This window comes from Bradyrhizobium genosp. SA-3 (assembly GCF_004212635.1).
GTDB lineage: Bacteria > Pseudomonadota > Alphaproteobacteria > Rhizobiales > Xanthobacteraceae > Bradyrhizobium.
Genome location: NZ_PSRT01000025.1, coordinates 53,811 through 72,330, shown reverse-complemented (window position 1 = coordinate 72,330; position 18,520 = coordinate 53,811). Strand labels below are relative to the sequence as shown.

At 58.6% G+C, this 18,520-nt stretch carries 14 protein-coding genes and 3 pseudogenes; 4 read left to right on the top strand and 13 right to left on the bottom strand.

Annotation, left to right across the window (positions count from 1 at the left end):
* Positions 1-1,123: 1,123 nt before the first annotated feature.
* The 7 genes from CWO91_RS11215 to CWO91_RS11180 form a co-directional block, all read right to left on the bottom strand.
* Positions 1,124-1,315: a hypothetical protein gene (locus CWO91_RS11215; RefSeq protein WP_130213502.1), complete on the bottom strand. Its 192-nt coding sequence runs from the start codon at positions 1,313-1,315 to the stop codon at positions 1,124-1,126.
* 2,025 nt (positions 1,316-3,340) lie between these two features.
* Positions 3,341-4,351: a pectinesterase family protein gene (locus CWO91_RS11200; protein WP_245471212.1), complete on the bottom strand. Its 1,011-nt coding sequence runs from the start codon at positions 4,349-4,351 to the stop codon at positions 3,341-3,343.
* Positions 4,352-4,606: 255 nt separating this feature from the next.
* Positions 4,607-5,662 carry a glycoside hydrolase family 28 protein gene (locus tag CWO91_RS11195; RefSeq protein WP_245471211.1) on the bottom strand — a complete coding sequence of 352 codons (1,056 nt, stop codon included), beginning with the start codon at positions 5,660-5,662 and terminating at the stop codon, positions 4,607-4,609.
* 1,042 nt (positions 5,663-6,704) lie between these two features.
* Positions 6,705-6,989, bottom strand: a complete 285-nt coding sequence (locus tag CWO91_RS11190; RefSeq protein WP_130213499.1) for a hypothetical protein — start codon at positions 6,987-6,989, stop codon at positions 6,705-6,707.
* Between the two features lie 935 nt (positions 6,990-7,924).
* Complete coding sequence (locus CWO91_RS11185) at positions 7,925-8,170, bottom strand: hypothetical protein (protein ID WP_245471210.1); 246 nt, start codon at positions 8,168-8,170, stop codon at positions 7,925-7,927.
* Positions 8,171-8,549: 379 nt separating this feature from the next.
* Positions 8,550-8,681 carry a hypothetical protein gene (locus CWO91_RS44990; RefSeq protein WP_283810949.1) on the bottom strand — a complete coding sequence of 44 codons (132 nt, stop codon included), beginning with the start codon at positions 8,679-8,681 and terminating at the stop codon, positions 8,550-8,552.
* A 210-nt stretch (positions 8,682-8,891) separates the two neighbouring features.
* A complete protein-coding gene (locus CWO91_RS11180; RefSeq protein WP_130213498.1) occupies positions 8,892-9,626 on the bottom strand; it encodes an aspartate/glutamate racemase family protein in 735 nt (244 codons plus the stop codon).
* Between the two features lie 162 nt (positions 9,627-9,788).
* Between CWO91_RS11180 and CWO91_RS11175 the strand changes: the two genes are divergently transcribed.
* A complete protein-coding gene (locus CWO91_RS11175) occupies positions 9,789-10,253 on the top strand; it encodes an Lrp/AsnC family transcriptional regulator (RefSeq protein ID WP_130213497.1) in 465 nt (154 codons plus the stop codon).
* On the opposite strand, the gene CWO91_RS11170 is transcribed toward CWO91_RS11175, so the two are convergent.
* Positions 10,250-12,373 (bottom strand): prolyl oligopeptidase family serine peptidase, encoded by a 2,124-nt coding sequence (locus CWO91_RS11170; protein WP_130213496.1) that lies wholly within the window; start codon positions 12,371-12,373, stop codon positions 10,250-10,252. The genes CWO91_RS11175 and CWO91_RS11170 overlap by 4 nt on opposite strands.
* 73 nt (positions 12,374-12,446) lie before the next feature.
* Here CWO91_RS11170 and CWO91_RS45415 point away from each other — a divergent pair, with 73 nt between their 5' ends.
* On the top strand, positions 12,447-12,854 hold the full coding sequence (locus CWO91_RS45415; protein ID WP_433995553.1) for a DUF6998 domain-containing protein: 408 nt from the start codon (positions 12,447-12,449) through the stop codon (positions 12,852-12,854).
* Here the strand turns inward: CWO91_RS45415 and CWO91_RS45410 are convergent.
* A pseudogene (locus CWO91_RS45410) lies at positions 12,848-13,029 on the bottom strand (hypothetical protein); the annotation flags it as partial. The gene CWO91_RS45415 and the pseudogene CWO91_RS45410 overlap by 7 nt on opposite strands.
* 360 nt (positions 13,030-13,389) lie before the next feature.
* Positions 13,390-13,605: pseudogene (locus CWO91_RS11160) on the bottom strand (transposase); the annotation flags it as partial.
* 131 nt (positions 13,606-13,736) lie between these two features.
* Between CWO91_RS11160 and CWO91_RS11155 the strand changes: the two are divergent.
* Together CWO91_RS11155 and CWO91_RS11150 are read left to right on the top strand one after the other, a co-directional pair.
* Positions 13,737-15,269 (top strand): S10 family peptidase, encoded by a 1,533-nt coding sequence (locus CWO91_RS11155; RefSeq protein ID WP_208753011.1) that lies wholly within the window; start codon positions 13,737-13,739, stop codon positions 15,267-15,269.
* Between the two features lie 174 nt (positions 15,270-15,443).
* Positions 15,444-16,607, top strand: coding sequence for a TlpA family protein disulfide reductase (locus tag CWO91_RS11150; RefSeq protein ID WP_245471209.1), 1,164 nt, complete (start codon positions 15,444-15,446; stop codon positions 16,605-16,607).
* A gap of 303 nt (positions 16,608-16,910) precedes the next feature.
* Here CWO91_RS11150 and CWO91_RS11145 read toward each other — a convergent pair.
* From CWO91_RS11145 to CWO91_RS44175, 3 genes and pseudogenes are all read right to left on the bottom strand, one after another.
* A pseudogene (locus CWO91_RS11145) lies at positions 16,911-17,359 on the bottom strand (glutamine synthetase); the annotation flags it as partial.
* Positions 17,360-17,523: 164 nt separating this feature from the next.
* Positions 17,524-17,838, bottom strand: a complete 315-nt coding sequence (locus tag CWO91_RS44180; RefSeq protein WP_245471208.1) for an autotransporter domain-containing protein — start codon at positions 17,836-17,838, stop codon at positions 17,524-17,526.
* 265 nt (positions 17,839-18,103) lie between these two features.
* Entirely contained in the window at positions 18,104-18,517 is a 414-nt protein-coding gene (locus CWO91_RS44175; RefSeq protein WP_245471207.1) for a hypothetical protein, read from the bottom strand.
* Positions 18,518-18,520 lie beyond the last annotated feature (3 nt).

The window sequence follows — 18,520 nt, the reverse complement described above, 5'->3', positions numbered from 1 at the left end:
CGGACTGCCAGCACACAGGACGCCGGCCGACGGTCGTGATCGATCGCGGGCTACCCTCGCAACAGGCCTTCGCCATGGACCCCGATGTCGCTGTCGAGCTGGGTGAAGCACATGGCCGCGATCGGGGCTCAGGGCTTGAGGCCGATCCATGCGCACTAGCAGGCGCCGATCTGGAATAAGCCCTGCGGCCGTCGCCCGCGACGTTCCGCACGATCGCCACGGCAACTGCCAGCGCGAACCGGCGGCTGTGCCTCGTCCATCCATGACACGATGGGGCGCCTTGACCAGTCTGAGATTTCGCGCACAAGCCGAGCGACCCTACGGGGGCCCGCCCACATCTCCACAGCAGGATGAGCTTCCAGAAATTTTTCTGCTCGCTTTTTGGCGTCTTCGTCAGTTGGACTGTCGATTTCATAAACTCCACGAGCAACGCCAGATAAATCGACGGCATACGCAACATATCGCATTGCAATCCCCACTTGAGGAAAGCTGCAAACACGAATCATATGCGGATTTATGGTTCCAGGCGTGCGGCATAAGAGCGGCCCCAGCCAATGGCGGCGGCTGGGGCCGTTGTGCTCCGGCACGGCGGGGGGCTACCGGCCAGAGCGCACCAACAATCCAGTCCCTTGCTACAAGTTCCTAAACGATAGCTGCGCCAACTGAGGCGGCGTTACCTTTTCAGGCGTCTACGATCCCTCGCCGCCTTGATCTCGAATATGGCAATGATCGCCGCGCACGCTATCGTGCCGCCAGTTGCCAATATGAGGATCATTCCGACCATAGGTAACTAACACCGAGCCAGGGCAGTTAGTCCAAGGGAGCTAGTCGTCCCAGACCAGTTCGCCGCACGCGCATTTGTAGACGCGGACATAGCCGCCAGATTTGGGACTCCAGAGCCGCTCAAGCGTCGGGTCGGCTTCTTGCACCTAGGGCAGCGAATGGGAGATTCGGTCTGATCTTGCGGCATAGCACGGCCCGTTTCAGAGAGCTGATGCTACCGGATCCGGGCGGCTCCTGAATTAAACTAGGACAGCGAATTCGGACCCTGACGGGTCGACTGCGGTCGACTGCGGTCACTCCCTGGCCGAAGAAGAGCGACGAGCCGCTGACGGAGGCGGTCTTACTGCTTAGCTTCGGGCTCAAACCGATCTAGCAATTGATCGCCGCGCCACAGCTCAACGGCATGACCGTCTACTAAACGTCGGGCGCGTTCCCTGGCTGCAGCGTCGCTTTCGCAGCGGAGATCAATGCGCATGTTGATATGCCCCTCATCACCTATCGTATAGGCGTGGTAGTCGATAAGGGTTTCCATCGATGTCCCCAGCGTGGCCTCGGGTTCAACCTTTTTCGGGGCAGGTGACTTCCTTGGCGAATTGAGCCGTAAGTCCTCTAAGTACACGCAGCTCTGCTGCCGGCGGCCTGCCCTCGCAAATGGCTTTGGCGATTGCCTCTATCAGCTCATCCATACGCGCCCGCATGGCGGCCTTCCGATCTCGCTGATCCATTCGCCGTACCCCAGGACTTTCACTAGGGTGCAAACGAGTAACCTAAGTTAAGGTTCCGCTCTTCCGGCGGAGTAGGACCCTGCCAGATCCGTGAAACGAATAGACCCGCCAGCGTGAACCAGCGTCCGTCCGTTACTGCCTCAGTTGGAGCTGCTCGAGTCCATCCTCGATCACTCGGAGATCATCAAGCAAAGCATCTCGAGAGTCAGTCGGATTAATGCCTGATGTGGACTGTAGCTGTTCGAGCAACTGGCGCCGAAGGTCTCGCATATTCTCCAACGCTTGCCGGTTCTTCAGACGTACATAAGCCGAAACGATCTCTTCAATGCTTGTTGCCAATTGGCAGATCCAAATGAAAAATTCTACAAGAGGTTGCATTGTAACCAGTTCGAAATAATCAGCAAGCGGCCGTCATATAGACTTTTGGCAACTAATCAGGCGAGGGTGCCCTTGGGACAGGGCCGTGGGGATATAGGTACTGCAGGCCGGACGGGATCAGCGTGACGCCGTTCGAGCGCGGCGAGATTGGAGCTGACCTATTTCGGGCGAGCTTGCCGGATGGGACTTGAGGGCCTGGTTTCCAAGCATTGCGATCGGCCGTACCGTGGGGGCGGCAGAAGCACTGGATCAAGGTGAAGAACCGGAGTCACCCAGCGATCGGAAGAGAGTTATGATCTCCGTCTGACCGGTATCAGCTCAGAGAACTCGGACTGTCGAATTTAATCTAGATGCATATCATCTGAGAGGCTGCGCCTACGAGTTGGGTCGAGAGGACATCGGCCGGCGCGCTGCGTGAGTGGTGCGTCTGGCGCCCATTGCGTCTACACCAGCCCCCGGGGCGTCCCGAGCGGGCGATACGTCCAAGCGTTCGCGGGCGGCTGTTCAGCGACCCTATCCCCACGTCTTCCGTAGGATCGCAAGCCCCCCCAACAGCCTTGAACGCGAACGATCGGCGGCGCGTAGCCCATTCCCGAAACTGGTACATTGATCCGGGTTCAGCTTTCAGCTTAGAATGGTGGATCGCCATAATGTCATTTCAAGGTCGCGAAATGTCGCTTGGGACCTGGATCGACAAAAATGATAAGCGCGTACGATTTTTAGCGTGGGTAGCAGTTGGGGCTTGGGCTGTACTGGCAACCATCGTTGCTAACGTTCCTCCCGATACGCACATCATCACGACCGTAAGAAATTTTCCTCCGCAAACAGTGGCCTCAATGGAATTGAGTTGCACTGGTCACGAGTTGGCGGAATCTTGGTCTGTGACGTCAAGCAACCCGAGCGAGTCAGCAATTTACACGAGCAATCAGATGCCAATATTGAAGGATGGCATCCGCGTCGGGTATCGCTTGAATGTTTTGAATGGGGCGGGCTCTTCCAATCCGACTCGTCCTCCTGTCGATGTCACGCTGGCGCTTAGCTGCCAATACGAACATAGCCAGGTGGTCCAAGCGCTCCTTTGGCCTCTGCATAGGCTGCAGGGAATAAAGGCGGATTGATCACGTCAGAGCTAATAGGCAGCCAGGTGGGCAGCCACTTCAGACAATACGACTTGGCTACCCGAGCCGAGTGCACTTTGATTTAAGATGGGCACTTGAAACCCGGGAGACGTTCCCGAAGCTCGCTTTTCTGGCGTGGCCTTAGAACATTTCAAAGCGCCCCGCCCCTAATTGACAACGCCTCACCACCCCTCTGAGCCGTATCGACCAGCCGCGTGCTGGTGTCGTGACTGGCTGGCGCGTCTAGAGACCACCGCGCTGGATTGCTGTACAAGACTCTCCATCACAATCAGGCTCTCCTCCCGTCATTTATCCGAGGATCGCCGTCGAAGCCCTTCACCGGTGAACGTTGCTCTGTGTTCCATCGAGATGGTTCGTTGGCAGCCAATCTGTGGCGCCTCCGAAGAACACGCTCAGCGACCATCTCGCAGCTTCGCCATCTGTCAGTTGATGGGAGTGAGGCTCGCGGCCTGAGGGGTTAGCCCCGACGCCGAAGGATCTGTATTCAGCATAGTAGCTTGTCCTCAACGTATTGGTCTTGCCGGGCGTCCATTCGCGCCACCCTTCCGCGATCACGGGGGCATCTATCTTCGTCGAGAGGAAGACCACTGTGGCGTAGCGGCGCCAGGGGCGGCCAAGTGCGATATAGTGCGCGGCGGGGTCGGCACTTAGCCTGCAATGATCAAAAACATAGCCGCTGTCCTCATCCGGCGCTGCCTTGCTCTGAGCGGTATAGATGACCGCTTGATTGGCGATGCCGTGCAACTCACATTGCCGGAACCAGGCCTTGGCGTTGCCAAATATGAAATCGACATGCCCTTCGATGTAGCAGTTCGAGAAATATTGTCGTGACATTCTGCCGTTTGGTCCCTTGCCGGCAAACAGCGTGTCCTGGGCGCCGAGCAGGCGGACGCGCGTAACGACGTCCCTGTCTCCGGTAACGGACAGCGCTACCGCCTGCGAGGGTGGATTGGCTGGATTGAGGGAGTAGTCGTTCTGGATGGTCAGATTCTCGAGCCGGAAGTCATCGCCAGCGGCATCCAGCGTCGCCGAACGGGCGGTTCCTCCTACGTTGATCGCGCCGTCGCCATACACAATGACCGTGTCCTCCGGCTTTCTGCCAGCCCCTTCGATATGAACACCGGATTTGGAGATTTTGACCTTCTCGCGATAGATGCCCGGCGCGATCCGGACATTTCCGCCTTCCGCCGGCAATGCGTCGATGGCTTGCTGCACGGAGTGATAGTCCGCATTTCCGGCATGCGACACCAATAGTGGCTGAGCGTACGCTGCCGGGATGCAGAAACATCCGGCCAGAAACGCAGCAGACGGCACGAAAATTCGCATGTGATCTCACTCTTCCTTGAGTTCGCGGCACGCTCGACGCAATCGATATAAGGTACCCCGCGGGATAGCCCCCGTGCATGGTCAAACACATTTTCCTCGCCAAACCAGAACCTGCACGTAACTCTCGCAATTCCGGCCCTGCAAACCCGGCGGCCGCCTGCAACGAAGCACCGGACATGAGACTGACCTTTGCGCAACACCAGCAATTTAGGCCCGCCGATGCGGACACCACCCGTTCTGCGCCGGGGGTAGTGCTTACCGATTGCCGTCGCGGAATGCCCTGGAACATGCCTCCGATCCGCGCGGCAGCGGTTCTGTAGCTCGTCCCGGCAGCGGCGGCGATACGTCAGAGTGATTTGCCGTCACGTTCGCGTATTCGAGTTGCCAAGTCGCGGAATTGGCAAATCGGACATCCTCGAGCGTCACGTCAAGGGCATGCCGCTCGTCTACGCCGCGCATCAGCAGCACACCATTGTCGCCAAGCACATGGCGCAGAACGATCTGCCGATAGACCGGAATCTTCGTGCCTTGTGCGCGCGGATCATATTTTGCATCGAACGCCACCGGCCACCGGTTGCCCCTCAGGCACACGTTCTCATAAGTCACGCGCTCGACCAGACCGCCTCGACTGACGTCGCTCTTGATGCGCAGGCCAGACGTCGTACCGTCCAGCGTCAGATTACGCACCAGTATGTCGCTAGCCCCGGAATTCACCTCGCTGCCGATCGACATGCCGTGCCCCCAGCCGAAATAATTATCAATGATGGAGATATGGCTGCTTGAGCCATTGTCGCCAGCCTTGATTGCGACGTTGTCGTCTCCCGTGCGGATCAAGCTGTGGATGATGGTCACATCCTGACTCGCGCCAGGGTCGATGCCGTCGGTATTGCGGGCATCCGCCGGTGCATCGATCGTGAGGCCCCAAAACGTGGCACCTTCGACCCGGTTCATTGCGACATGAAAATTGGGCGCATTGCGCAAGGTGACACCAGAGAACGTGATGTCCTGCGCATGATCGATCTGGATCAAGCGCGGGGCGTTCTGGTTGCCGCCCTCGGCTTGCGCGCGGCGGGCCAGCTGCCACCAGGTTTCGGCGCCGCCGCCCATAATTGCGCCGCCCTGACCATCGATGATGCCGTCCCCGTAGATGCCGCCGCCACGCGTTTTGGAAAAGCTGATGAATGGCCGGCAACCGTCGCCCTTACCCGTGATGCGACCACACTGTCCGCGGCCCTTGTCGTAAGCAGCAGGTTCGGGGCTGGCGATCAGCGCCGCTCCGCGTCCGATCCATAAGGTCACGCCCGATTTCATCTCGAGTGGACCTGAGTGAAACTCGCCCCGCCCGAGATAAACTGCAGCGCCAGCGGGGCAATGTTGAATGGCGTCCTGTAGCCTAACTGTATCGTTCTTGCCGGAAGGCACGGGGCGATCGCAGACCGTATGAGGTGCAACAGGTTCGGCGATAGTCCGGCGGTCTTGCGCTTTTGCGGCGGGGCAGACAACCATGGAGGCGAGTATGGACAGTAGGGCCCAGTTGCGAAAACGCTTTATCATCGACCTGCTCATGCTTTGTCACGCGCATCCTTGCCGCGTGCCTTGTCTGGTATTGAGCGCTAGCTCGATCGAGCCGCCGCGCGCGTCACTGGCCCGCGCAAGATGACATTTATAAGACGCAGCAGAGGCCTGGACCTTGCGATCGCGCAGTACCACCTTGCCTAGCGCGAAGGCGAAGCGTTGTCCGATAGTCCAAAATCCAACAGCTTCTCAGCCTGCTCACACTGATTAAGCGCCCAGCCGGTCCCGATTTCGGCTTTTTTGCAGCTACAACTGCGTATGAATCCGCACGCTCCGTCGCCTCGACGTTCGATCGACGACCCGAACTACAAGCACTGACAGGAGCGGACAAGTCATCCGACACCGAAGCTGCCGTTCAGCCAGGAAGGCGCACGCAAGATTTGTAGCGACAGTTCGTTGGACGGAACGCGGGGGCGGATCCGCTTTCACGGCGGCAAGATTGAGGTCGAGCGCCCGCGGGGTTAGGGACATGGACTGTTCATCGCCGCTGGCGCTAAACGTTGTCGAAGGCGATCCGCTGCGCTTCGATTCGGCCTCGCTACTTAGCCGCTGCCCGATCCACAAGGCGCGCAACATCCAGCACTCCCACCGCCAGCCGAAATTGCGGCCGATATCCGCGCCAGCTGGCGCTCGCTCAGCAAGTAATGGACGCGAAGCCGGTTCGCCGAAAGGCAACGCGATACGCTCGATACAAGCTAAATGCGTCGCAGGTTTTTCCCGGGAATTTAACCGGTCGCGATAGCGAGTTCAGGGCGTCTGCGACAATGGCTCGTGTTCTCTAATAGTCGCTGGGCAACCGGCGTGGCGGTTCATCCGCCGCTGAGGATGCCGGATCATCATCAAGCAATTGCCGAAGCTCTCCTGGCGGCATCTGCTCCTCGTTGAATATAAAAGCATCTGGATCAGTCGAAACCGGCAAATCGCCGACCGGCTGATCCAGGCCGGACGGCACAGCCTCATCATCCAGCACTCCACGGAGCTCGCCTGGTGAGAATGGCAGGTACTCGAAATCGAGTGCCGCGGTATCGGCCATGGGCGGCAAGCGGCCGGCGAACAGGTCCACTCCGCCCGATCCGCGCGAGACACATTCGACGGCGGTTTGCGGCCGGAGCGTCGGCCAAGCCCCGCGGGATCGGCCACGCGCACTGCATCCAATTGCTGCCCAAAGGCGTCTTGTTCCGCCTAGTTCGGTTGTGATCGCCTCGAACGGCGTGCTGTACCGATGGCGGAGGTGCTACATTGGATACGTCGAAATTGTGCGAGTCCACGCCGCCTCTCGTCCAGGATCAGTGGGTTAGTCCGTAATCGGGCAAGCTTTCGAGAAGCTGACGAGGCTACGGCCGGCACCGGATCGCATTCGCACCGGGAACCCTCTTCCTGGCGTCTCACGAACTTAGGTGACTGCCGTTACCCGCCCTCTTCCGGATCGGATTGTGATCGCTTGCGGGACATAGTCGGCCAGTTCTCGTCATCATCCATGCGATGCCGGATGAGGCATGGTCGGCGTCCGCGGTCAGCACCGCCCGGGACGTCGCATGCCTTGCGCCACGGCCATAGCGGACCATCGTGATCATTGAACGCGCCTCCTCGCGCCCCCTCCACACACGTCTACCGGTAATTTGAACGACTTGAAGACGGACAAAACGACCGAACTGGCCCTGGGCCAAGGTGGAGAGCTCTTTGACATTCCATCCAGGACATCCGCGTGAGCAGCCCCCGAAACAGGAGGCTCTAGTCAAAAACGCGGCGATGCGTCCGAATGTGGGGCTACTCCGCGCGCATCCTCTGGCCAACGCACCGCGATCAACCAAAAAGCCGAGCCTATCGGCAGGGCCGCACCCACTAGTCCAGTTCGCCCGCCGGGTTCGCAACACAATGCGTCTCGAGATCTTCGCCAGGTCCGTGACAAAATCTGTCGCCATTATCGTGCGCGGTGGCAGCGTTCAACGGTCCCATGATCGACCCGAAAACGCCACGGCAGCATCCTGGTCAACAGGATCATCGACGGCTTCGCGATTTGCGCGGTCGTGCGTTACGTATTGAATTGTTTGCCGCAGAGTTGCGCTTGCGTCCATTGATCGGCGATGAGACTGCTCGACGCTCAAGCCTCCGCTCCAGATCCGCCAATCCTGTCTTGCATTCGGCGACAACCGATTGGGCGCGAAGCAGCTTGACCTTGAGCTCGTCCTGTTGCCTGACTATTTTCTCAAGATCCCAATCGTCCCGCATCAGCGCATTGACCATCTGCAAGCACCGACGCAAGGCCGGCGCTTAGCTTCAAGAACAACGGCATCTCGCAGATGCCAGCGCTTGAGCCACCGGCCAAAAGTGACGCAAACAATCGTCCTGAGGTTTAACGCCTTTACCCTGGTGTGCACCATCTTGTTGAGGACCGCCATTCGCCGCGAGCCCTTTACAAGACAATTGGGTTCTGGCCGGCAAACCGAAGCGCGATCCGAAGATGGCAGAGTTCGCGACGCAGGCGCGCGGTTTGGAAAGCGCATCAGGAGACCTCTGCCATCGATCAAGCGGGCAAGTTTCATCTGAATACCTGGATCGGGTGCTGAACGACCATCATGTCACAGTGGTTTCGTCACATCCTCAAGCAACCGGCATGCCAATGCTACTTGAGCGTTTTCATGACGAAACGATGTAGGCTTTCGCGCATCACCCGGTTGCAGGCGTCCTTTGTTGTCGCGCCTGAAACAACCGACGTCTTGAACGAGACAGTCAAAGCCGCAACCACGACGTCCATGGCAGCGCTCACTAAAGTTCACTCCTCGGAGCCGGATGCTTGAAGGTCGAACGCGATCGACCATCGCTTGATTTTGTGACAAGTTAACAATTGCCTTCCTGCGCTACCGCGCTGCGCGACATGGCCAGGTACAGCGGCGTTGAGACCCCGGCTCAGGCCGAGGTCAGCGTCACTACCGAGGACGAGATCAAGTGCCGAACGGCGAGGCGATCATCGCCGCGCGTTTATGGAGACGGCACCAAGTGACAGCTTACCCTCAGCGAAATCGGCTGCCGCCCTGGCGTGCAGCCTTGCCGAATCGAACACCGGAAATTCTGTATGTTCGGGCCCGATGAGAAGACCAATCTCCGTGCAGCCGAGGATGAGCGCGTCGGCGCCCCGTGCACGACCGCGCGCGATGATGTCAATAAATTCCTGGCGCGACTGATCAGAGATAACTCCGCAGCACAGCTCATCGAAGATGACATCGTGGATCCGGATCCGTTCGTTCTCCGCCGGTATGACAGCTGAAAGGCCAAAGCGCTGCCGCAGGCGATCACAATAGAATGGCTGCTCCATCGTATAGCGCGTCGCGAGCAACAGTGGTCTCTTGAAGGAAGCGGCGAGAAGAGCCGCAGCGGTCACATCGACGATGTGGATGAGTGGCACACCCAGCTCGGCAGCAACAATGTCGGCAATCACATGCATCGTATTGGTGCAGATCAGGATGCAGCTGGCGCCCGCGTCGACCAACTGCCGGGCTATCCTCGTTAGATAAGCAGCGGCTTGCCTCCAATCTCCTGCCTTCTGAAGGGTGACGATATACCCGAAGTCAACCGAGCGTAGCAAGATGTCTGCCGAGGCGAGACCGCCGCGGCGCTGACGGACGATTTCGTTGATTTCCTTGTAATAGATGGCTGTGCTTTCCCAGCTCATCCCTCCGATCAGCCCAATCGTCCGCTGCATTTTGAGATCTCCACTTCATGCGAAGGCGACACAGGCTTACCGCGCCTTCGGCAAATCTCGGCGTCGTTTGGCGCAATCGCTCTGGAAAGTGCAAATCAAAGGCCCTATCTCTGCGATAGCAAAAACTCTTCTCACCCGAGCTCCGAAGCCGGCTGAAAGGACATGGCGTTGGACGATCGCGACCTGAAGATTCTCGACAAGTTGCAGCTCGACGCAGCAATTCCCGTCACAGCGCTCGCCGAATCGACCAATCTTTCGGTGTCCGCCTGTTGGCGGCGCATCAAGCATATGGAGGACAGTGGCCTGATCTGCCGGCGCGTCGCCCTGGTTGACAGACGCAAAGCCAACGTGCCGATGACTGTGTTCATGGGTGTACGCACGTCGCGTCATTCGATGGCGTGGCTCGAGGACTTCCGCCGTGCCATTGCAGACATTCCGGAAATCGTCGAAGCCTATCGCTTGACCGGCGAAACCGATTATCTGCTCCGCCTCGTGGTGCCTGGGGTCGAGGTCTATGACGCGGTCTACAAGAAGCTGATCACCCGCCTGGACTTTGCTGATGTCAGCTCGTTCATTAGCATGGAAGAGCTGAAGTTTACGACCACGGTACCGTTGACCTATGTTTAGGGTGCGCCTCCCGGTGGCTCGGGGCAAAGCCGCCTGGATGCATATGTATATTCTAGAGCCAGCTGGCGCGCATGTTCGACGAGATTGGCGGCGGCGCTGTGTCCCCCATCGATGTTCTCAAAGTAGAAATAAGACTGGCCCAGTGCAGCGAGCTTCGCGGCGGCCTTGCGGCCGTGCGCAGGATGCACGCGATCATCCTTGGTGGAGGTAAAAATGAAAGGCTCCGGGTAGGACTTGCCCGGAACCAGCTTTTGGTAGGGCGAGTAGTCTTCGATCCACTCTCGTTGTTCGGGAATGGCCGGGTCGCCATACTCGGCGGTCCAGGACGCGCCCGCCCCCAACTGGGTGAATCGAAGCATGTCGAACAGCGGCACTCCTATGATCGCCGCGTTGAAAAGCTCGGGGCGCTGGGTTATTGCAGTGCCGACCAGCAGGCCGCCTTGGCTGCCGCCGATCACGCCGAGCCGGCGCGGACTTGTGACTTTCCGACGGATCAGATCGTCGGCGACCGCGATGAAATCATCCCATGTGCTTTGCTTCGTTGCTCCCTGGCCCGCCCGGTGCCATGCTGGACCGAACTCGCCGCCTCCACGCAGATTGGCAACAACATATGCATTGCCCTGTTCGAGCCATAGTCGACCCACAGCTCCCGCATAGGAGGGGAGAAGCGAAACCTGAAACCCGCCATAACCATAGAGAAGCGTCGGGGTCGAGCCGTCAAATCTTGCGCTCCTGGGCCGCACCAGGAAGTACGGAATCCGCGTGCCATCGCGCGAAGTCGCCTCGAGCCGCTCCACGACATGCTTCGATGCGTCGAACGTCGCAGGTGCCATCTTCAAGAGCTCGAGCCGTTTGCTTGCGGCATCAAAGTACCAAAGCGACGTTGGCGTAAGATAGTCGGAGACGGTGAACAGCATTTCGTCCGCTTGCCCGGAAACGGCTGATAGGCTTACGCTCGCATTCTCCGGCAGCGGGACCGGCGTGGCATGCCATTTTCCCTGATCGTACCTGTAGACGAATGCCTTGGTTTGAACGTTATCAAGAATCGTCAGGACCAGGAGATTCCTGGTGCTGCCAAATCCGCGGAGTGCCTGCTGGGAGTTGGGCTGGAAAACGACAGATGGTTTCGCGCGCAGCGGATCTTGCTTCCATTCGGCCAAATCATACGAGATCATCGAGCCGGCCTTGAAGCTGGTATCGCCGGAGCGGATCCAGTCTTCGTTCAGCTTCACAAGCACGCGGCCACTCGCGATGCCGACGATCGAGGCCTTCTTCGGCAGATCGAGCTCGATCGGCCCGGCGGGCCCGAACAGCACATACTGCCGCTCGAAGGCGTTGATCCGACGGGCGACGCCGGTCACATGGATGCGCCGTTCATCAAACACCAATGGCACGATTTCGAAGTCGGTGCGCTGGCCGCGAAAGACCTCGCGCGCCTGATCGAGCGGCTGAGCGCGCTTGAGTTCCTTCAACACGAAAGGATAGCCGGCCTCGGTCGTGGTCCCCTCACCCCAATCACGTGCAACAAGGACAGTGTCACGGTCAATCCATCTGACGCTCTGCTTACCCTCTGGGAGTTCGAATCCACCTGTAACAAAGCTTTTGGCATCACTATCGAACTCGCGTATGGACGCGGCGTCCTTGCCGCCGTCGGAAAGTTTGACGAGGCAGCGGCGCCCGAGGCAGCTGCGGCCCTTATAGACCCAGTTCTTCTTCTCGGCGACAGCGAGCGCGTCAATGTCTAGGATGGTCTCCCATTGGGGATCCTGGCCGCGGTAGCTCTCAAGCGTGGTGCGCCGCCAGATGCCGCGCACATGGTTCTCGTCTTGCCAGAAATTTTCGAGACCTTGCCTTCGCAGCGAAACGTACGGAATCCGGTCTTTTGCCTGGAGGACGGTGAGCGCGTCCTGGTAAAAGCGATCATAGCGAGGATCCGACTGCAGCGAGCCAAGCGTCTTTTCGTTCTCGGCCTGTGCCCAGGCCAATGCGCGCGGCCCCTCGACCTCCTCGAGCCAGAGAAATGGATCGTCGGCCTGCGTCGCACGAGACTGTCCGTCGGGCAGCGCGAATGTAAAACACATTATCGAGAGAAACGCGGCGCGCAGAAGAGACTTTTTCATTGCCTTATCCTCGGACGGGCACGCACAGGGCGAGCCAGCAGGTTCTAGCGACTGGGCGAAAGTAGAGAAATTCGTGTTGCGAGCGTGCACGCGCTGTGTCGCGCCGCCCGCAGCTCGATCTGTGCAAGCAGCATGCCGCCGACAAACAGCAGGTTTCCCCCGCATCGTGCCGCATCACCATGCCAGCTTTCCGACATTGGTTCTGAAGCTGACAATCAGGTGTCCGCCGGGTAACGTTTCGGCATTAGACAGCCTCGCCTGCCCTTTGAGGCCGCCGGCTATCTATTCTAAGCCCCAGCATCTCATCGCGTTGCAACTTGTCGGCCGCAGAGAAGTAGTTGAGGTATTCAACGGCCCTGGCGAGATCGCCTGGAAGTGCGCGAGCGTCAAGCGTTCAAAGAACGGTCAGCATTCGATGGCGATGGGACGACTGCGGGCTCTCGATGTTGAGCTCGCTAGTCACGAACGGGCGCGCTATTGATCAGATCGGATATTCACCAATATCTCCCCCGCGACGATTGCGGGGTCTCCAAGATTGAGGTCATGCAGACTCGCTTGAACGAACTCCAAGACCTTTTGTTCGCTGCATTGGCGCTTTCGCCATCCTTGAATATCATCACAGCGACACCGACGCCTTCACCGCCATCCAGCACAAACGAACCTTGGAGTACTTGCGAATGACCATGTACATTGAAGCACGACGCGTCTCATTTCTATCTTACACATATTAGGTGGACGCTGGACTAGGTCCTAGTTCCATGACCGGGCATGCTGCGGCTTGGATATATAAACGCCAAGCGTGACGGACCTTACATCCACACTGGACTTGCCGGACCTGGGTGCTTGATCTCCTGTGCCGGAAGCGGTCCTCATTGGATTATCCTACGCATCGATCCTGCGTGCGAGCCGCACCGCGCGCGGTAGGCTCATGACGATCACCTTGCTCGCGCCAAAGGGAGCAGCGCTATATGCATCTTCTGCGAGGTAATATCCCAAGTCTTCATTACGGTTCAGACTCAATTGATCCAATAGGTGACGATGGCGGCGAGGTACACGGCAGCCAAGAAGTCTCTCGCAAGTTTGTCGTAGCGAGTTGCAACGCGCCGGAAATCCTTGAGCCGGCAAAAGTAGCCCTCGATAACATTGCGCCCTCTGTAGGCGCGTTTGCTGAAGCTGTGGAGGGGCACTCTGTTAGATTTGTTTGGAATGACGGATTTCGCACCGTGATTGATAGGGCGCTCGGCAATGGTGATGACTACTGGATCTAGTAGCTTTGTTGTTCCCCGGCCGGAGCTAATGGTTAGAGCCGTTTTGACAGACACGCCTCGCGCACCAAAGTGCGCGCCGGGACAGGAGAAACTCGATGCAGTTGATCGCGCCGTGCCGCACCTCTCTTGCGCTGATCCTGTTTGCCTGCGGGTTAATGGAGAGCGCGCGGGCCGTAGTTCCGCCTCCGCCCACCCAGGTCACGACGCTGGCCGGCCAGAAGGGTGGCGCCGGCCAAACACCGGGTATGCCGTCGCCGGGCGAGCAGCATCGCCTGCCGCCGGACTCCAGTACTAGGCACACGCTTGAGCTCCCTGGGCGAACGCTTTCTTTTGTCGCGACCGCCGGCTCCATCCGCCTGTTCGACGACAAGGGCGAGCCGCAGGCCGACATCGCCTATACCTCCTATCAGCTTGACGGCACCGATCGCGGCACGCGCCCGGTAACATTCTTCTTCAATGGCGGACCGGGCTCATCATCGGCCTGGCTGCAGCTTGGCAATGCCGGACCGTGGCGGCTGCCGATCAATGCTGACGAGGTCACGCCATCGACATTTCCGGAGGTGAAGCCAAACGCGCAAACTTGGCTCGATTTCACCGATCTGGTGTTTCTCGACCCCGTAGGCACCGGCTACAGCCGTTTCGTGGCGACCGGCGATGATGTGCGCAAGCGGCTCTATTCCGTTGAGGGCGACGTCAACGCGCTCGCTCTGGTGGTCCGCCGCTGGCTCGAAAAGCATGACCGGCTGTTGTCGCCGAAGTACATCGCGGGTGAAAGCTATGGCGGCATTCGCGGGCCAAAGGTTGTCCGCCAATTGCAGCTGCGGCAGGGCATAGGCGTCAAGGGCCTGATCATGGTCTCGCCACTGTTCGACTACAGTGCCCACAGGAGCTTGCTGCAATACGTCGCAAGGCTGCCAAGCTATGTCGCGACCCGGCGTGAAGCCGAGGGTCCGGTAAACCGAGCCGATCTCGCCGACGTGGAAGCTTATGCACGCGGCGAGTTTCTGGTCGATCTCATCAAAGGCCAGGCCGACAAGGAAGCGACCACGCGTCTGGCCGACAAGTCCGCGGCGCTGACTGGCATCGACCAGGCGGTCAGTCGCAGGCTCGCCGGGCGCTTCGAACTCCCCGAGTTCCGCCGTGAATTCGACCGTAAGAACGGCAAGTTAATCGGCAATTATGACGCCTCGGTGCGTGGCCTCGATCCATATCCTGAGTCCGATTTCCACCTTTCCGGCGATCCCTCGAGCGATACGCTGTTGGCACCTCTGACCAGCGCCACTGTCGATCTGCTTGCTCGCAGGCTTAACTGGCGGCCGGACGGGTCCTATGAGCTCCTTAACGACACGGTCGGGCGGGCCTGGGATTTTGGCCGCAGCCCTCCGGAGTCACTTTCGGAGCTGCGCCAGATCCTGGCGACGGACCGGAACATGAAATTGCTGGTCGCGCACGGCCTGTTTGACCTCGTCACGCCGTATTTCGGATCACAGATCGCGCTCGATCAATTGCCGCCATTTGCCTCCACACCGCGTGTCAAACTCGTCGTCTTTCCGGGCGGCCACATGTTCTATTCACGAGAGGCCTCGCGCCGGGCTTTTCGTGCAGAAGTCGAAGCGATGATGAAGTAATTCAATCACGAGCCTGGTCACAAGCAAGCTCGCGTTCACCCGAACGTACAGCGCTGGCACAGCGCTTGCTGATGCGTCACCAGCTGAATGGCAAAGTGGATGTCTGCGAGCCACGCACGGCGTGCTGTCATTCCAACCCGGGTGACCTGGTGGCTCGTCTGCAGAAGAGCGAGGATGATATACAAAATGATAGTAGCTTTGGCAGCGCTGCCGCAGGCCACCACCGCGCTCACAATCGGTTCCCCGGCTCCTGCGCTCGCGGTTGAGAGTTGGGTGCGCGGACGGCCGCTAGCGAAGTTTGAACCTGGCAGGGTCTACATCGTCGAGTTCTTTGCAACCTGGTGTGGGCCGTGTGCGAAGGCGATGTCAGGCCTGGTGCAGCTACAAGAGAAATACCGGGATCGTGCGGTTGAGGTGGTCGGCGTAGCAGCTGCAGAAAGAGGCCCAACCGCTGATGCGGCTAAAGCGAGGTTGGACAAATGGTTGAACGCAAAGGTCCCCAACCTGAACTACAGGATCGCGCTCAACGATAGTGGAGAAATGAACAAGCTCTGGCTGAAGCCGAGCACCTTTCCCACCATACCTGTCTCTTTTGTGATCGATCGTGACGGTCGAATCGCGATGATAGATCACCCGTCGCGCCTCGATGATCTCTTGCCCAAGATTCTCGAAGGCACGTGGCGCGATAGCAACGAAGCTGAGCTCGAAGAAAGGCGCCGGATCACTCAAAATGAACAGGTTGCGCGCAGATTTGCAATGCAGGACGAACTCACGTCAGCCATGAAGGCCGAGAATTGGGCTGGTGCGCTTTCGATCATCGAGCAGGCTCTTCGTGCAATGCCTGACGACATCACCTTCCGCACGCAACAGGTGGATGTTTTGCTTCATAAAATGCATGATGTTCAAGGGATCTCGGTCATGCGCAAACTGGTTCGGGATGCGATCGACAGAAATTCGGAACTTTGGATGGCGTACGCAATCCGCGAACTCTTTGATCCATCTAAGGATAACTCCGACTTTCCATCGGCCGAGCGCCTCGCTATCGGGAAAGACTTGTCGGAGCGTGTCCTCAAGCTTAACCCTCCCGCCGGTAGCGGTTTGAAAATAAACTCGTATGAGGCGGTCGCTCAGTATTATTACGCAATCGGCAACAAGGAGCGCGCTATCGAATTGGTGGAGCTGTCGCTGAGGTCGCTCGGCATCGAAGTGGACTGGAAGGAGCATGCGGCGTCGCGATTGGTTCAAGCGCTGGCCAACTACAAGAGTGAGAGGGTATGCTATGGTCGATTTTGCGCAAGTCCAGAACAAGCGGTTGCTGAGGCTGATCGGCGGGGGTAGCAGTACCGATGGAGCGCCATGACGCGGGACCATGACGACGCGACGGTCTACCCCTCCCGCCGGCCTTGTCGGAGGCAGATTTCAAATTGCGTCGTTCTGCAATCGACCGAGCGGAAAGTGACTTCCGCTGTGTCTCCCGAGTTGGTCAACACAGGGATTGTCTCGTGCTGCTGAGCCGGAGCTGATTGGACTTCGACGCAGTGAGCTGCTCTCGACGTGACGAAGTATCGTTCCTGTAGCAAATGCTTACGGGAGTTGCACTCCGAAGAAGCCCGATCAAACCGATAATCGATTCTCCGTTACTCAGTAGAACTGCTCATACAGGCTGCAGATCTCCTGTTGGGTCTTGCCTCGACGAACGCAATCTCTGCCTTCTGTGCTTTGCATAGGTCTCGGCGAATCCGGGCGGGAACCATTCGATTATGGGTTGATTTTTGCCAGCAAGCGATCGAGAGCTTCGGGCAACGACGTTGGCAGCCTGCAGTTTCCACGCTCTGCCAGAACCGATGGATCAAGAAGTGAGGGTCCTCGGTGGTTGCATCAGGTGTCGGCAGCTCTTTTTCAATACCCTGCACGCCCGCGTGTCCGATAGCGGCGAGTTGCAGGTGCGGGCTCGCGGTGGCGTCGGCAGTGCGGATTTCACAATTGAACTGGGCCGCTTTGGAAATATCACTCAGATCGGAAACGGGGCAGATCCGAACTGACGCCTCGCGGTCGCGGCAGCCGAGATTATTGAAGGCCTCGCTCCAGCGAAGCTACCTATTGACAGTGGAATGTAGTCCCCAAAGGCATTGCGCCAGCCAAGGTCGGTTCGTGCTGTCGAGCTTACGTGCCCAAGCTGAAGGCTGTTAGTGGTGCGGATGCCGACGGTGGAGAGAGTCGTTTCCATTGTGTCGGTGCGAATATCAAAGGTCGCTCAGCTCCATCCCTTCTCGCTAAAACCATCTGTTTTGCTCCGAACATAGGCGAGATTGGCATGGGGCTCGACCAAGGAATGGTCGCTGACGGGAGCCTTGTAACCCAGCTCTAACGAAGATTTGGAAGGTGCGCGCATCGTAATCGGAGCCAACGTTGTACCTTCGATATTCGCGTCGTACACCTCATGATGGGCGGTAAAAAAAGAGCTGCCGCCCAACAATTGCAAATGACAGATTGTTGCGTCCGACGATATTGCCATCATAGCGGAATGCAAAGCTTGGGTCTGGCTGCCCCCTAGAGTGACCACTCGCATCGGGTGTCATACCGAACGTCAACTTTGTTAGCCGCGGCGCACCGTTCCCATCAACCTGGGCGTAATCTGAACGGACGTGCCCTGACAGCACCGCCCCACGCATCACGTTGATCTGACCCAGACATGTACATCGCCGCATAGTTGCCAGCCAGACGTCCGGTCAGGTTGAACGTGCTGACCAGCGGACCATTGATTTCATCGAGGATTGGGGCCGGTTCATTGCCCGCGGTGTGAATGTACGAGCCACGGTACTCGAGGCGATTCCCTAACGCGTTGTTGCCGAAATCGACGCTTGCGGCGAAGCCATGGTTGCCGACAGCTGCACGTCACCACGTTGGGTGAATGTGTGATTCTTGCCGTAGATGAACATGACGGCGCGCCCATTGGCACCGTCCGCATCGACGCGAGTCCCGGGCAGGATTGCTATTGAATTGTTTCCGCCGTCGACGCGGATGCCGGCGCCCCCGACGCCGCGCGAAAGCAGGTCGGCGCGCTGAACCACCGTATTGTTGCTGCCATACACGTGCAATCCCAGTCCGAGCGTGGCCGTGTTGTCGGTATTCGGAAGGTAGGCGGTACGACCGGCGTTGCGGCTAAAGAAGGGGTTGTCGTTCACCAGATTCTGGCCGCTGCCGTACAGTGAGTGGCCGAAGAAATTGCGCCGATCTGGTGCAGCCAAGGT